The organism is Limimaricola soesokkakensis, from assembly GCF_900172345.1.
GTDB classification, from domain to species: domain Bacteria; phylum Pseudomonadota; class Alphaproteobacteria; order Rhodobacterales; family Rhodobacteraceae; genus Limimaricola; species Limimaricola soesokkakensis.
In genome coordinates this window covers 231,635-246,031 of record NZ_FWFY01000004.1, presented here as the reverse complement: position 1 = coordinate 246,031, position 14,397 = coordinate 231,635, and the positions used below count along the sequence as shown (strand labels likewise).

Annotated in this window: 12 protein-coding genes; 6 read left to right on the top strand and 6 right to left on the bottom strand. The window is 69.4% G+C overall.

The window, feature by feature from the left end; genetic code table 11:
* Nucleotides 1-42 precede the first annotated feature (42 nt).
* Nucleotides 43-816 carry a tRNA pseudouridine(38-40) synthase TruA gene (truA, locus tag LOS8367_RS08845; RefSeq protein ID WP_085896126.1) on the bottom strand — a complete coding sequence of 258 codons (774 nt, stop codon included), beginning with the start codon at nt 814-816 and terminating at the stop codon, nt 43-45.
* Between the two features lie 161 nt (nt 817-977).
* On the opposite strand from truA, the gene LOS8367_RS08840 reads away from it, so the two are divergent.
* Nucleotides 978-2,396 (top strand): YcjX family GTP-binding protein, encoded by a 1,419-nt coding sequence (locus LOS8367_RS08840; RefSeq protein WP_085896125.1) that lies wholly within the window; start codon nt 978-980, stop codon nt 2,394-2,396.
* 10 nt (nt 2,397-2,406) lie between these two features.
* Complete coding sequence (locus tag LOS8367_RS08835) at nt 2,407-3,417, top strand: YcjF family protein (protein ID WP_085896124.1); 1,011 nt, start codon at nt 2,407-2,409, stop codon at nt 3,415-3,417.
* Nucleotides 3,418-3,572: 155 nt separating this feature from the next.
* Here the strand turns inward: LOS8367_RS08835 and LOS8367_RS08830 are convergent, their stop codons facing one another.
* Nucleotides 3,573-3,974, bottom strand: a complete 402-nt coding sequence (locus LOS8367_RS08830) for a group III truncated hemoglobin (protein ID WP_085896123.1) — start codon at nt 3,972-3,974, stop codon at nt 3,573-3,575.
* Between the two features lie 244 nt (nt 3,975-4,218).
* On the opposite strand from LOS8367_RS08830, the gene ileS reads away from it, so the two are divergent.
* Together ileS and LOS8367_RS08820 are read left to right on the top strand one after the other, a co-directional pair.
* Nucleotides 4,219-7,143, top strand: coding sequence for an isoleucine--tRNA ligase (ileS, locus tag LOS8367_RS08825; RefSeq protein ID WP_085896122.1), 2,925 nt, complete (start codon nt 4,219-4,221; stop codon nt 7,141-7,143).
* A 118-nt stretch (nt 7,144-7,261) separates the two neighbouring features.
* On the top strand, nt 7,262-8,098 hold the full coding sequence (locus LOS8367_RS08820; protein ID WP_085896121.1) for an EamA family transporter: 837 nt from the start codon (nt 7,262-7,264) through the stop codon (nt 8,096-8,098).
* A gap of 12 nt (nt 8,099-8,110) precedes the next feature.
* On the opposite strand, the gene LOS8367_RS08815 is transcribed toward LOS8367_RS08820, so the two are convergent.
* From LOS8367_RS08815 to fsa, 4 genes are all read right to left on the bottom strand, one after another.
* Nucleotides 8,111-8,806 (bottom strand): CDP-alcohol phosphatidyltransferase family protein, encoded by a 696-nt coding sequence (locus LOS8367_RS08815; RefSeq protein WP_085896120.1) that lies wholly within the window; start codon nt 8,804-8,806, stop codon nt 8,111-8,113.
* Nucleotides 8,807-8,848: 42 nt separating this feature from the next.
* Nucleotides 8,849-9,763, bottom strand: coding sequence for a tyrosine recombinase XerC (locus tag LOS8367_RS08810; RefSeq protein WP_085896119.1), 915 nt, complete (start codon nt 9,761-9,763; stop codon nt 8,849-8,851).
* Nucleotides 9,760-10,467 carry a DUF484 family protein gene (locus LOS8367_RS08805; RefSeq protein ID WP_085896118.1) on the bottom strand — a complete coding sequence of 236 codons (708 nt, stop codon included), beginning with the start codon at nt 10,465-10,467 and terminating at the stop codon, nt 9,760-9,762. Before LOS8367_RS08805 ends, LOS8367_RS08810 begins: the two co-directional genes overlap by 4 nt.
* Before the next feature lie 121 nt (nt 10,468-10,588).
* Complete coding sequence (fsa, locus tag LOS8367_RS08800) at nt 10,589-11,242, bottom strand: fructose-6-phosphate aldolase (RefSeq protein WP_085896117.1); 654 nt, start codon at nt 11,240-11,242, stop codon at nt 10,589-10,591.
* Nucleotides 11,243-11,477: 235 nt separating this feature from the next.
* On the opposite strand from fsa, the gene LOS8367_RS08795 reads away from it, so the two are divergent.
* Both LOS8367_RS08795 and LOS8367_RS08790 read left to right on the top strand, forming a co-directional pair.
* Nucleotides 11,478-13,670 carry a primosomal protein N' gene (locus LOS8367_RS08795; RefSeq protein WP_085896116.1) on the top strand — a complete coding sequence of 731 codons (2,193 nt, stop codon included), beginning with the start codon at nt 11,478-11,480 and terminating at the stop codon, nt 13,668-13,670.
* A 67-nt stretch (nt 13,671-13,737) separates the two neighbouring features.
* Entirely contained in the window at nt 13,738-14,322 is a 585-nt protein-coding gene (locus tag LOS8367_RS08790) for a YdeI/OmpD-associated family protein (protein WP_085896115.1), read from the top strand.
* The last annotated feature ends 75 nt before the right edge of the window (nt 14,323-14,397 follow it).

Below are 14,397 nucleotides of genomic sequence, written 5' to 3'. Positions count from 1 at the left end.
CCTATCGAGACCGGGAGGCAACAGCCCGTTCCCGGCCCATGATCAATTGTGATCGAAGGGATCCGGCTCGTATCCTACGGCGGCGAGGTAGAGCCCGTGTGGCGGACAGACCGGGCCGCAGGCGGCGCGGTCGCGCGCCTCGAGTGCCGCCGTGACGTCATCCGGGCTCCAGGCACCGGCGCCGACCCGCTCCAACGTGCCGACGAAGCTGCGCACCTGATTGTGCAGGAAGGAGCGGGCTTTCACATGAAACCGGATCTCGGGGCCCGAGGGCCCCTCGACCGCCTTGATATCGAGGCGGTCCAGCGTGCGCAGCGCCGAGTTGGCTTGGCAGATCGACGAGCGGAAGGTGGTGAAGTCGTGCCGCCCGACGAGCCGGTCCGCGCCCGCCTGCATGGCTTCCGCGTCCAGCGGGTGCGGCACCTGCCAGGCGAGGCCCTTGTCATGTGTCAGAGGCGCGCGGCGCGTCACGAGGCGGAACAGGTATTGCCGCCACGTGGCCGAGAACCGTGCATGGAAATCCTCCGGCACCACGGCACAGGCGGTGATCGCCACCGGATCGGGCTTGAGGTGAAAGTTCAGCGCCTCGGACAGGCGGAACGGGTCCCAGTCCTTCTCGAGATCGCAATGCGCGACCTGACCCAGCCCATGCACACCGGCATCGGTGCGCCCGGCGGCGGCGATGGTGTGCGGGCGTCGCTCCAGCTTTCCGAGCGCGGCCTCGATCGCACCCTGCACGGAGGGGTGTTCGGACTGGCGCTGCCAGCCGGAAAAGGGCGCGCCGTGATATTCGACCTTGAGGGCATAGCGTGGCATGGCGCTGCGGGTAGCCCCGGCGCCACCGCTTGGCAAGCGCGCGCAGGCCCCTTTCATCTTTCTCCAAATACGCAAATCCGTGGCTGGCGCGGGGTGCGCCCCTGTGCATTCCGAGTGGGTATGCCTATCTTCGCGGCGAATGGCGGGCAGGGAGCGGCACATTGGTCATCGGGGCGATCACGCAAGGATTCACGCGCGGCGTCGAGGGGGTGGCGGACCGGCTGGTCTCGCCATTCACCGATCCGGTGATCCGGCTCGGCGTCACCGGGCTGTCGCGGGCCGGCAAGACGGTGTTTATCACCTCGTTGGTCGCGAACCTGATGGATCGTGGCCGGATGCCGCAATTCGCCGCCGGACCGCGCATTCAGGGCGCGGTGCTGCGCCCGCAGCCCGACGACACTGTGGCGCGGTTCGACTATGAGGGGCACATGGCGCAACTCATGGGCCCCGAGCCCAGCTGGCCCGAGGGCACGCGACGGGTGAGCGAACTGCGGCTCAGCCTGCGGGTCCAGCAGGGCGGGTTGCTGGCAGGGGTGCAGGGGCCACGGACAGTCCATCTCGACATCGTCGATTACCCGGGCGAATGGCTGCTCGATCTCGGGCTTCTCGAAAAGGATTACGCGCAATGGACGCGCGAGGCGCTGGGCCGGGCCGAGCGGCGGGCGGCGGCGATGCCGCAGGCGGCGGCGCTGCTCGCGGCGGTGACCGCAGCAGAGGCCGAGGCGCCGTTCGAGGAGCCGCGCGCCAAGGCGCTGGCTCGGGCCTTTACCGAATATCTCAACGCCGCGCGCGAGGCGGGCTATTCGGATTGCACGCCGGGGCGGTTCCTGCTGCCCGGCGATCTCGAAGGTTCGCCGGTGCTGACCTTCGCGCCACTGCCCGGCACGCCGGGCGGCAAGGGCAGCCTGAAGCGCGAGATGGAGCGGCGATACGAAGCCTACAAGCGCGAGGTGGTGAAGCCGTTCTTCCGCGACCACTTCGCCCGGATCGACAGGCAAGTGGTGCTGGTCGACGTGCTTTCGGCGATCCATGCCGGCCCGCAGGCGGTCGAGGATCTGCGCGCCGCGATGGCCGACATCCTGCGGGCCTTCCGCCCGGGCCGGAACGCGTTTCTGAGCCGCATTTTTCAGGGCCGGCGCATCGACCGCATCCTGTTCGCCGCGACCAAGGCCGATCACCTGCACCATTCCGAGCATGCCAAGCTCGCCGCGATCACCGAGGCGCTGTTGCGCGACGCGCGCGACCGTGCCGATTTCGCCGGAGCCAAGACCCAGGCGATGGCGATCGCCGCGCTGAGGACCACGGTCGAGGACCGGATCAGCCATGGCGGCGAGATGATCGACGTGGTGCGCGGCAAGCTTCTGGAAACCGGGCGGCAGGCGGCCCTGCATGCGGGCGCGCTGCCGGACGATCCGTCCCAGCTACTGGCGCCCGCGCGGGCCGGGGCGGAGCGCTGGCTCGACGGGGATTACTCGGTAATGAACTTTGCGCCCGCGCGGATGGTTCTGAAGCCCGGCGAAGGCCCACCGCATATCCGGCTCGACCGCGCGGCGGAGTTCCTCTTGGGCGACCGGCTGTGAGGAGGCAGGCATGAGCGACCAGAAACGCCGCGGCCCGGTGATGATCGATCTCGAAGAGGACGCGACGCCCGAGGTGACGCCCGCCACCGCGCCGCCGGTGCCCGAACCGGGACTGCCGCAGGGCGCGGCGCTGCAACGTGCGGCGGTGATCGCGGCGCGGCCGCGCTCGGCGCTCGCGCGCTGGTTCTTCGCGGCGCTGGCCACGCTTCTGGGCTTCATTCTCTCGGTCGCGGCTTGGAACTGGGTGGCGGGGCTTTTGGCTGCGAGCCCGATGCTGGGGATGATCGCTAGCCTGCTTCTGGCGCTGGTGCTGGCGCTGCTTCTGGCGATCGCGGCAAAGGAGTTCTGGGCGTTCCGGCGGCTGGCGCGGCTCGACCACATCCAGAGGGATGCCGGCGCGGCGCTGGGCGCGCAGGACCTGTCGCTCGCGCGATCGGTCTCGGCGCAGATGCTGTCGCTCTATGCCGGTCGCGACGAGCTGGCGCCGGGGCTGGCGCGGATCCGGGCGCGCGAGGGAGAGGTCTTCGACGCCGACGGGTTGCTGGCGCTGTCGGAGACCGAGCTTCTGGCGCCGCTCGACGCCATGGCGCTGCGGGAGGTCGAAGCGGCGGCGCGGCAGGTGGCGACGGTGACGGCGGTGGTGCCTCTGGCGCTTGCCGACGTGACCGCGGCGCTCACCGCGAATCTGCGGATGATCCGGCGCGTGGCCGAGATCTATGGCGGCCGCTCCGGCACGCTGGGCGCCTGGCGTCTGACGCGGTCGGTCTTCACCCATCTCGTTGCCACCGGAGCGGTCGCAGTGGGCGACGACCTCGTCAGTTCGGTGGCGGGCGGCGGCGTGCTGAGCCGGGTCTCGCGCCGCTTCGGCGAAGGGGTGGTGAACGGCGCGCTGACGGCGCGGGTGGGCGTCGCCGCGATCGAGGTCTGCCGGCCGCTGCCGTTCCGCGCGGCCAAGCGCCCCTCGGTCTCCGGTCTCGTGGGGCGGGCGCTGACCGGGTTGTTCGGGTCGCGCGAGGGCTGACCGGCCGGGCGCAGCTTGGCTGATGACTGCATCTCGTCGTTTCGGTGATCGAGCGCGCGAGCAGAGAGCCGAGTACGCCTATCCCGGTTTCGGTGGGGCAGTGAGCGCGCCTCGTTTGCCGATGCGGGTTTCCCCGAACCATTGGGGCGTGCCGCCTAGAGCAGCTTCGGAATGCCGCCCGGCAGGGTCTCGCGCTCCGTGACGCCGGCGCGCAGCGTCCGGCCGATGCGATGCGCCAGCGCCGACCACGCGGCGGCGGTCTCGGGCGGAAGCTCCTCGCGCAGCGTCATGTCGAACAGCGCTAGCCATGGCGCGAACATGCCGGGCCGCACGTCGCGGGCCTCGCGATGCACCGTCACCGGGCTGCCGCGATAGCCGGGGCGGCCGAGGATCGCGCTTTCCCAGAAGGTCACGATCCGCGCCTCGTGCTCGGGCCAGTCGGTGACGTGGCGCGCGAAGACCGGGCCGAGACCGGGATGGGCACGCACGCGCTCGTAGAACCGCGCGACGACGCGCGCGATCTGTTCCGGCATGATCTCGATACGCGGCTCCGGCATGGCGGGCTCCTTCCGATCCCTGTCATAGACTCAAGGCCGGGCATGGGAAACCGGGGCGCGCTTTACCCGCCGCGCGGCCGCGCCTATAAGCGGCGCCATGACGGCCCTTCGCGCCCATATCACGCGAATTACCGGCCCGGCGCTCTGAGGATCAGGGCCGCCGGGACAAGGCGCATGAGCTGACGCCGCGCCGCCCTTCACCAGACATTCCGATACGACCGGACTTCGACAGGACCGAACAGCGATGTGCGCCGATACGCCCGATACCCAAGCCACCGATACCCTCGACTACAAGGACACCCTGAACCTGCCGCGCACCGATTTCCCGATGCGCGCGGGGCTGCCCAACCGCGAGCCGGGTTGGCTTGCCCGCTGGGAGCAGATCGGGGTCTATGACCGGCTGCGCGAGAAGGCGGAGGGCCGCAAGCCCTTCACCCTTCATGACGGCCCGCCCTATGCCAACGGCAACCTGCATATCGGCCACGCGCTCAACAAGATCCTCAAGGACATGGTGGTCCGCTCGCAGCAGATGATGGGCCGCGACGCGCGCTACATCCCCGGCTGGGACTGCCACGGCCTGCCGATCGAGTGGAAGATCGAGGAGCAGTACCGCAAGAAGGGCCAGGACAAGGACAAGGTCGACGTGATCGATTTCCGGCAGGAATGCCGGAAGTTCGCCGAAGGCTGGGTCGACGTGCAGCGCGAAGAGTTCAAGCGGCTCGGCGTCACCGGCAAGTGGGAGAAGCCCTATCTGACGATGGACTTCCACGCCGAGCGGGTGATCGCGGAGGAATTCCAGAAATTCTTGATGAACGGCGTGCTCTACCAAGGCTCCAAGCCGGTGATGTGGTCGCCGATCGAGAAGACCGCGCTGGCCGAGGCCGAGGTCGAGTACCACGACAAGGAAAGCTTCACGATCTGGGTGCGCTTCCCGGTGCTGGGCTCCGACGACCCGCTGCTTGAGGGTGCCGACGTGGTGATCTGGACCACCACGCCTTGGACCATTCCCTCGAACAAGGGCGTCGTCTATCACCCCGACATCTCCTACGGCGTCTACGAGATCACCGGCGCGCCCGAGGACAACTGGGTCAAGAAAGGCGATAAGCTGCTGCTCGCCGACAAGCTGGCCGAGGGCTGCTTGGCCAAGGCCCGCGTCGATGGCTGGGAGCGGATCGGCGATGCGCCGTCGCTCGACGGGCTGTCGGTCGCGCATCCCTTTGCCGGGATCGAGGGCGGCGAGGGGGAGTGGGACCAGCCGCGCGACTTCCGCGCCGCGCCCTTCGTCACCGACGAGGACGGCACCGGCTTCGTGCACTGCGCGCCGAGCCACGGCATGGACGAGTTCGAGCTCTACCGCGATGCGGGCATGCTGGCGGAGGTCATCACCTACAACGTGGAGGAGGATGGTTCCTTCCGCGCCGACCTGCCGCTGTTCGGCGGCAAGCGCATCCTCAAGTCGAACGGCAAGGAGGGCGACGCCAACGCGGCCGTCATCGACGCGCTGGCGCAGTCGGGCAAGCTCTTTGCCCGTGGCAAGATCAAGCACTCCTACCCGCATAGCTGGCGCTCCAAGGCGCCGCTGATCTTCCGCAACACGCCGCAATGGTTTGCCGCGATCGACCGCGAGGTCGGCGACGGCCAGGACCAGTACGGCAAGACCATCCGCGAGCGGGCGCTGACCTCGATCGACGAGCTGGTGACCTGGACGCCGAAGACCGGGCGCAACCGGCTACATTCGATGATCGAACAGCGGCCCGACTGGGTGCTGTCGCGCCAGCGCGCCTGGGGCGTGCCGCTGACCTGCTTCGTCAAGAAGGGGGCCCGGCCCACCGATCCCGACTTCCTGCTGCGCGACGAGGGCGTTAACGCCCGCATCCTCGAGGCCTTCGAGGCCGAGGGCGCGGATGCGTGGTACAAGGACGGCGCCAAGGAGCGTTTCCTCGGCGACGCCGTGAACCCCGATGACTACGAGCAGATCTTCGACATCCTCGACGTCTGGTTCGATTCCGGCTCCACCCATGCCTTCGTGCTGCGCGACCGCGAGGACGGCTCCGAGGACGGTCTGGCCGATCTCTACCTCGAAGGCACCGACCAGCATCGCGGCTGGTTCCACTCCTCGATGCTGCAATCCTGTGGCACCAAGGGGCGCGCGCCCTATCGGGGCGTGCTGACGCATGGCTTCACGCTCGACGAGAAGGGCATGAAGATGTCCAAGTCGCTGGGCAATACGGTCAGCCCCGCCGACGTGACCAAGCAGTACGGCGCCGACATCCTGCGGCTATGGGTGGCGCAGTCGGACTACACCGCCGACCTGCGGATCGGGCCGGAGATCCTGAAGGGCACCGCCGACGGCTACCGCCGGCTGCGCAACACCATGCGCTTCCTGCTGGGATCGCTGGCGGACTTCACCGAGGCCGATCGGGTGGACCCGGCCGAGATGCCCGAGCTGGAGCGTTGGGTGCTGCATCGGCTCGCCGAACTCGACCAGACCGTGCGCGAGGGCTACGACGCCTATGACTTCCAGGGCGTGTTCCAGTCGGTCTTCACCTTTGCCACGGTGGAACTGTCGGCCTTCTATTTCGACATCCGCAAGGACGCGCTCTACTGCGACGGCGACACCGCCCGCCGCCGTGCCGCGCGCACCGTGCTCGACCTGCTGTTCCACCGTCTGACGACATGGCTCGCGCCGATCCTCGTCTTCACGATGGAAGAGGTCTGGCTGGAGCGGAACCCGGGCGACGACGCCTCGGTGCATCTGACCGACATCCCCGAGACGCCGCAGGCGTGGCGCGACGAGGCGCTGGCCGAGAAATGGGCGGCGATCCGCAAGGTGCGCCGCGTGGTGACGGCGGCGCTCGAAGTGGCGCGGCGCGACAAGGTGATCGGCGCCTCGCTCGAGGCGGCGCCGGTGGTGCATGTGCGCGACGCCGAGGCGCTGGCCGCGCTCAAGAGCGTGAGCTTCGAGGATCTGTGCATCACCTCGGCGATCTACCTGACCGGCGACCCGTCCCCGGCCGAGGCGTTCCGCCTGCCCGAGGTGGAAGGCGTCGGCGTTGTGTTCGAGGCGGCCGAGGGCGAGAAGTGCCAGCGCTGCTGGAAGATCCTGCCCGATGTCGGCACGCATGCCCGTCCCGGCGTCTGCGCGCGTTGCGACGCGGCGCTGGCGTGACGATCATCCGGCGCCGCCCGAGCCGCGGCGTCGGATTTGCGTATTTGAAGAACAAAGTTGCCAGGCGCGCGCTTGGCGGCTTTGTTCCGCGAATGCGTATTCCTGATGTCCGGTCACGATGAGCCTGCCGATCTTTCTCGCCGTGATGCTCGCGGCCTTCCTGCATGCCAGCTGGAACGCGATGATCAAGCTCGGGGCCTCCAAGGTCGCCGGGATGGTGATTCTGGCACTGGTGCAGGGGGCGCTGGGCCTCGCCGTGGCGCTGACCCGGCCATGGCCAGTGGCCGAGGTCTGGCCCTGGATCGCCGCATCGGCGCTGTGCCACGCGACCTACAATACCTTCCTTGCCTTCGCTTACGAGCATGGCGACCTGAGCCGGGTCTACCCGATCGCGCGCGGAGCCGCGCCAATGGCGGTTCTGGTGGCCAGCGCGCTGTTCCTGTCCGACGCGATCGAGCCGATGTCGGTGGCGGGGGTGCTGGTGCTCGGCCTTGGCATTCTGGGCATGGCGCGCGGCGCGCTGAGTTCGGGCGAGAGCCGGCGGCTTATCCCCTATGCGCTGGGGGCCGCGGCCGGGACCGCCGGCTACACGCTGGTCGACGGTCTGGGGGCGCGGGTGTCGGGCGATCCGGTGACTTATGTCGGCTGGCTTTTCGTGGCGCAGGCGCTGCTGTTTCCGCCCGTCGCCTTCGCGATGCGCGGCCGGGGGCTCCTGCGCGTATCGGCGCGGGTCTGGGGGCAAGGGACATTGGCGGCGCTGGCCTCCTACGGGGCCTATGCGATCGCGGTCTGGGCGATGACGCTGGCGCCGATCGCGCTGGTGAGCGCGCTGCGCGAAACCTCGATCCTCTTCGCGGTGCTGATCGGCTGGGCCGCTTTCGGCGACCGCATGGACCGGGGCAAGGCGATCTCGGCGGGGCTGATCGTCACCGGGGTGGTGCTGACCCGGCTCTAGGCGGGACGGCGCTCAGCCGTCCTTGCCATGCACCAGCTGCTGCGCAGCGCCGGCGCCGAGCAGGTAGACCGAGGTCACGACAAGGCCCCAATGCGCCCAGCTCGCCGGGTCGAAATCGACCCATGCGGCCCAGCCCGCGAAGAAGGTCCAGGCCAGCGCCGTCGGCAGCGACACCGCGCGCCAGCGCTTGGTACGCACCGGGTGGATGAACTTCACCGGCAGGAACATCGTCACCGCGAGCACCACCACCAGCGCCAGGATGATCCAGAAATTGGGCGAGAGGGCGAAGAGCACGAGGATCAGCATGTTCCAGCAGCCGGGGAAGCCCTGGAACGAGTTGTCCTTGGTCTTCATGCGGCTGTCGGCGAAGTAGAGCGCCGAGGCGAAGGTGATGACGATGATCGCCAGCCAGCCGGTCCAGCCCGGCAGCAGATCGGATTCGAACAGCGCGAAGGCCGGGACGAAGACATAGGTGAGATAGTCGATGATCAGGTCGAGCAGCACGCCGTCGAAGATCGGCGCGTTGCGCTTCACATCGTATTTGCGCGCCAGCGGCCCGTCGACCCCGTCCACCGCGAAGGCCACCACCAGCCACAGGAACATCATGCTCCAGTCGTCCTGCACCGCCTCCAGCATGGCGAGCATGGCGAAGACCGCGCCTGTGGCGGTGAAGAGATGGACCCCGAGGGCCTTGCGTGCGTCAGTCATGCCGTCCCTCTTGGCCGAAAGCGGCGGCGGGCGCAACGCGGCTCAGGCGCGAGGATGGGCGCGATCATAGATCTCCATCAGCCGGGCCGCGTCGACCGCCGTGTAGGTCTGCGTCGTCGAAAGCGAGGCGTGGCCCAGAAGTTCCTGAATCGCGCGCAGATCGCCGCCCGCGCTCAGCAGATGCGTGGCGAAGCTGTGACGCATCGCATGCGGCGTCGCGGTGGAGGGGAGGCCAAGCTGGGCGCGTGCCATCTCCATCGCCTTCTGGATCGGACGGGGGCCCAACGCGCCGCCGCGCACGCCACGAAACAGCGGCAGGGCGGCGTCCATCGGGTGCGGGCAGAGTTTTACATAGTCCGAGACGGCCTTCCGCGCGACGGGTAGCACCGGCACCAGCCGCTCCTTGCCGCCCTTGCCGGTGATGCGCAGCGTTTCGGGCAACGGCACCTGCGCACCGGTGAGCGACAGCGCCTCGGAAATACGCAGGCCGCATCCCCACAGCAGCGTCACCACCGCCGTGTCGCGCGCCGCGACCCATGGCTCGCGCGATTGCAGCTCCACCGCCTCGAGCACGCGGGCCGCCGCCTCCTCGTCGAGCGGGCGCGGCAGTCGCGCCTTCATGCGCGGCGCCCGGGTCGAAAGTACGGCGGTGGGCTCGAACCCCTCGCGCGCGGAGAGCCAGCGATAGAAGCTCTTCACCGCCGAAAGCGCGCGGGCGAGGCTGCGCGCCGAAAGGCCACGCGCGCGTTCATGCGCCATCCAGGCGCGCATGTCCGACACCGTGACCCGGGCGATGGGCCCGAGGCCCTGCGCCTCGGCATGGTGGGTCTGCATGAAGGCGAGAAAGCCCAGCACGTCGCCCTGATAGGCGGTGAGCGTGTTCTGCGCGGCGGCGTTCAGGGCCCGCTCATGGTCGAGCCACCGGCCCATCGCGTCGGTGAGGGCGGGCGAGATCATGACAGCCAGCGCCGCATCTGCCGTTCGAACACGCCGGCGAAGAAGCCCATCAGATCCGTCGCCTGCGCCGGCGCGAAACGGTTCGCGTCGGTGGCGCCCAGAAGCAGCATGCCGGGCAGGCGGCCGGGGCCGAAATCGAGCTTGAGACAGGCTTCGGAGAGAATCTCGGGCGCGCGGGCGCCGTAGGGCCCGGCCTCGATCGGCTCGACCGGGCGCAGCGATACCTGGCGCAGCGGCACGTTGCGGCCCTGAGTGACGTAATCGGCGACGAAGCCCGGTTCGGCCACCGACAGCACGTCCGAAAGCCGCGCGATGGCCGGGTCGTCTTCGGGACTCGCGGTCTCCAGAACGAGGCGCACCACGTCGACCCGCAGCATGTCGGCCACCTCGCCCGAGAGATCCTGCAAAAAGGTCTCGAAGCGGGTCGCGTCCATCATCCGCAGCACGGCGCGGTGGATCTGGTTGGTGCCGGCGAGATTCTCGTAGGCCGCGGCGATCACCGAGCGGTGCGTGTCCTCGAGCCGGTCGAGCCGCGCTTGCAAGCGCTGCATGGCGAGGCCGCGCAGATCGACCACGTTCGATCCCTTGGCCTCGGCGTCGGCGGCGACGAGGGCGCGCATGATCTCGGGATCGTCGAGCAGGCGGGCCGGATCGGCGAGGATGCGCTCGCGCAGCCCGTCATCGGGGGGTGTGTCGTCTGTCATCTGGGCGCATCCGGGCTGTCGCAACGGCCCGAACATAACAGTGGCTGCGGGGCGATGCGCCCCGGTGTGGCAAGAATGCGGCGGGGCGCGGCCCGGAAGGCACAGCGCCCCGCCAAGGCGATCACACGATCTTCTGGCCGGTCGAGGCCCAGTCCTTGAGGAAGGCGTCGAGGCCCTTGTCGGTCAGCACGTGGTTGGCCATGGCCTTGATCACGGCGGCCGGCGCGGTGGCGACGTCGGCGCCGATCTTGGCGGCCTCGGACATGTGGTTGGCGTTGCGGATCGAGGCGGCGAGGATCTGCGTCTCGAAGCCGTAATTGTCGTAGATCTGCCGGATGTCGGCGATCAGCTCCATGCCGTCGAGGTTGAGATCGTCGAGCCGGCCGATGAAGGGCGAGATGAAGGTCGCGCCGGCCTTGGCCGCCAGAAGCGCCTGGTTGGCCGAGAAGCACAGCGTGACATTGACCATCCGGCCCTCGTCGGTGAGCGTCTTGCAGGCCTTGAGGCCGTCCCAGGTCAGCGGCACCTTGATCGCGATGTTGTCGGCGATCTTGGCCAGCTCGCGGCCCTCGGCGATCATGCCCTCGGCGTCGAGCGCCACGGTCTCGGCCGAGACCGGGCCGTCGACGATCGAGCAGATCTCCTTGGTCACTTCTTTGATGTCGCGGCCCGACTTCATGATCAGCGACGGGTTGGTGGTGACGCCGTCGATCATGCCCAGGTCGTTGAGTTCGCGGATCTGGTCGATCTCGGCGGTATCGACGAAGAACTTCATGGGGTCTCTCCCTGTCAGATGGTGCGCGCCCACGCGCGCTCCCTTGGTGTCGCACGCCCCCGCGCGGGGCGGCTTCGGCCCCGGTCTAGCAAGTGACGCAGCGGTGGAACAGCGCCTTTCCCATATGGGAAGCGCGCGCCGCGCGCGAAACCCCGCGACATGTCGCTCCCTTGAAGCGGCCGGGCGCGCGGCGCATGTTGGCGGCTCCTTCCCGCCCGAGGATTCCGACCGGCCCATGACATCCCCCCGTTTCGAGGAAGGCGCGCTGATCGGCGTGCTGACGACACAGCCGCTCGACCGGGTGCTCGATTACCGCGCGCCCCGCGGCGGCTGCGCGGCGGGCGACCATGTCGAGGTGCCGTTCGGGCCGCGCAAGGTCACCGGCGTGGTCTGGGGGCAGGGCGCGGGAGATTACGATCCCGCCAAGGTCAAATCCGCGATCCGGGTGCTCGACCTGCCGCCGATGCGCGCGCCGATGCGCGAGTTCCTGGGCCGGGTCGCGGATTACACGCTTACCCCGATGCCGGCGATGCTGCGGCTCGCCACCCGCGCGCCGGGCCTCACCGACCCGCCGGGGATGCGCAAGATCTACCGTCGCGGCCATGGCCAGCCCGCGCGGATGACGCCGGCGCGCGCCCGGGTGCTCGATCTGCTCGAAGAACATGACGGGCTTGGCTTCATGCTGGGCGAGTTGGCCGATCTGGCGGGCGTCGGCTCCTCGGTGGTCAAGGGGCTGGTGGCCTCCGGTGCCGTGGCCGAGGAGGAGGCACCGCGCGACGTGCCCTATCCGCCGCTCGATCCGGACATGGCGGGCAAGGCGCTCACGACCGATCAGGAGCTGGCGGCGGCGCGGCTGCGCGAGGGGATCGCGGCCGGGCGCTACGGCACGACGTTGCTCAAGGGGGTCACCGGTTCGGGCAAGACCGAGGTCTATCTCGAGGCGGTCGCCGCCTGCCTCAAGGCCGGGCGGCAGGCACTGGTGCTGTTGCCGGAAATCGCGCTGACGGCCGAGTTCCTGACCCGGGTCGAGGCGCGGTTCGGCGCGAAGCCCGCCGAATGGCATTCCGGCGTCACCACGACCGAGCGGCGACGTTGCTGGAAGATGGTGGCCGAGAACGGCGCGCAGCTGGTGGTGGGCGCGCGCTCGGCGCTGTTCCTGCCGTTCCACGATCTCGGCCTCATCGTCGTCGACGAGGAGCACGACACTTCCTACAAGCAGGAGGACGGGGTTCTCTACAACGCGCGCGACATGGCGGTGCTGCGCGCCTCGCTGGAGCGTGCGCAGGTGGTGCTGGCCTCGGCCACGCCGAGCCTCGAGAGCTGGGTCAACGTGCAGCAGGGCAAGTATGCCCGGCTCGATCTCGAAAGCCGCTATGGCCCGGCCGTGATGCCCGAGATGCGCGCCATCGACATGCGCACCGAGGAGGTGCCCTCGGGCAGCTGGATCTCGCCCGCTCTCAAGGGCGCGGTGATGCAGCGGCTGGAGCGCGGCGAGCAGTCGCTCTTGTTTCTCAACCGCCGGGGCTATGCGCCGCTGACGCTGTGCCGCGCCTGCGGCCACCAGATCGGCTGCAAGCATTGCGACGCGCGGATGGTTGAGCACCGGTTCCTCAAGCGGCTGATGTGCCACCAATGCGGCGAAACTGCACCGATGCCCGAGACCTGCCCGAACTGCGAGGTGGCGGGTAAGCTCGCCGCCGTGGGGCCGGGGGTGGAACGGATCACCGAGGAGGCGCAGGCGCTGTTTCCCGACGCGCGCGTGACGGTGCTGTCGTCCGATCTGTTCGGCTCGGCCCGGGCGCTCAAGGCGCGCATCCTCGAGATCGCCGAGGGTGCGGCGGACATCGTCGTGGGCACCCAACTGGTTGCCAAGGGTCACAACTTTCCCAAGCTGACGCTGGTCGGCGTGATCGACAGTGATCTCGGGCTGCAAGGCTCGGATTTGCGCGCCGCCGAGCGGACCTTCCAGCTGATGCGGCAGGTCGCGGGCCGGGCCGGGCGCGCCGAGGCGCGGGGCACCGCGCTCTTGCAGAGCTTCCAGCCCGAGCACCCGGTGATCCGCGCGATTCTCTCGGGGGACGAGGAGGGATTCTGGGCCGCCGAGGCCGCTTCGCGGCGGGCGGCGGGCGTGCCGCCCTATGGGCGCATGGCGGGCATCGTGATCTCATCGCCGGACATGCAGCAGGCCTTCGATCTCGGCAACCGACTGGCGCGGCTCGACGCGCCTCTGCGCCGGATCGGCGCCCAGCTTTTCGGGCCTGCGCCTGCGCCGATCGCCCGGGTGCGGGGACGCCACCGGGTCCGGCTTCTGGTCAAGGCCGAGAAGACCGCGCCGTTGCAGTCGGCGCTGGCGGAATGGGCGGCGCAGGTGCGGGTCCCCGCCAATGCGCGGCTCGCCATCGATATCGATCCGCAGAGCTTTCTTTAGGCTCTTGCCCCGCGCGGTGCGGCCCGCGAAGCTGCGGGCGGGGAGGACCGGCAGGGAGGGTTGGGCCATGAGCGATCCGCGCATCGAAGAGTTCTTTGCCCGCGAGGGGCGCTGGCGGGCCGAGCTATCGGCGCTGCGCGGGCTGCTCCTCGAGGCCGAGGGCATCGAGGAGGTCTGGAAGTGGCGTCAGCCCTGCTACTGCTGCGCAGGCGGCAACACGGCCATGGTCGCCGGGCTGGCCGATCGCTGCGTGCTGTCCTTCTTCAAGGGCGTGCTGGTCGAGGACCCGGAGGGGCTGCTGGTGCCGCCGGGACCCAATTCGCGCTCGGCGCGCTACGTGGTGTTCCGCAGGCTCGACGAGATCCGCGCCAGTGAGCCGGCGCTGCGCGAGTTGATCGCCCGTGCGGTCGAGATCGACCGGGCCGGGCGGCGGGTGGCCTTCGCGCAGGACGATGTCGAGCTATGCGCCGAGTTCGAGGAGGCGCTCGCCGCCGATCCGGATCTCTCGGCCGCATTCGAGGCGCTGACGCCGGGGCGGCAGCGCGGCTACGCGATCCATGTCGCGGGCGCCAAGAAGCCCGAGACCCGCTTCGCCCGGATCGCCAAGCACGCGCCGCGCATCCTCGCGGGCAAGGGGATGCACGACCGCTAGGCTGCATTTGGCCCACTCGCCCCAGATCGATCGGAAGCGACGCCGCCATGTCGCGCTTGGACCGGCGCACCGATC

Excerpts from the sequence above, each read along its gene's own strand:
- truA (WP_085896126.1), bottom strand. The coding sequence starts at position 816 with ATGCCACGCTATGCCCTCAAGGTCGAATATCACGGCGCGCCCTTTTCC.
- LOS8367_RS08835 (WP_085896124.1), top strand. The coding sequence starts at position 2,407 with ATGAGCGACCAGAAACGCCGCGGCCCGGTGATGATCGATCTCGAAGAG.
- LOS8367_RS08830 (WP_085896123.1), bottom strand. The coding sequence starts at position 3,974 with ATGCCGGAGCCGCGTATCGAGATCATGCCGGAACAGATCGCGCGCGTC.
- ileS (WP_085896122.1), top strand. The coding sequence starts at position 4,219 with ATGTGCGCCGATACGCCCGATACCCAAGCCACCGATACCCTCGACTAC.
- LOS8367_RS08820 (WP_085896121.1), top strand. The coding sequence starts at position 7,262 with ATGAGCCTGCCGATCTTTCTCGCCGTGATGCTCGCGGCCTTCCTGCAT.
- LOS8367_RS08815 (WP_085896120.1), bottom strand. The coding sequence starts at position 8,806 with ATGACTGACGCACGCAAGGCCCTCGGGGTCCATCTCTTCACCGCCACA.
- LOS8367_RS08810 (WP_085896119.1), bottom strand. The coding sequence starts at position 9,763 with ATGATCTCGCCCGCCCTCACCGACGCGATGGGCCGGTGGCTCGACCAT.
- LOS8367_RS08805 (WP_085896118.1), bottom strand. The coding sequence starts at position 10,467 with ATGACAGACGACACACCCCCCGATGACGGGCTGCGCGAGCGCATCCTC.
- fsa (WP_085896117.1), bottom strand. The coding sequence starts at position 11,242 with ATGAAGTTCTTCGTCGATACCGCCGAGATCGACCAGATCCGCGAACTC.
- LOS8367_RS08795 (WP_085896116.1), top strand. The coding sequence starts at position 11,478 with ATGACATCCCCCCGTTTCGAGGAAGGCGCGCTGATCGGCGTGCTGACG.
- LOS8367_RS08790 (WP_085896115.1), top strand. The coding sequence starts at position 13,738 with ATGAGCGATCCGCGCATCGAAGAGTTCTTTGCCCGCGAGGGGCGCTGG.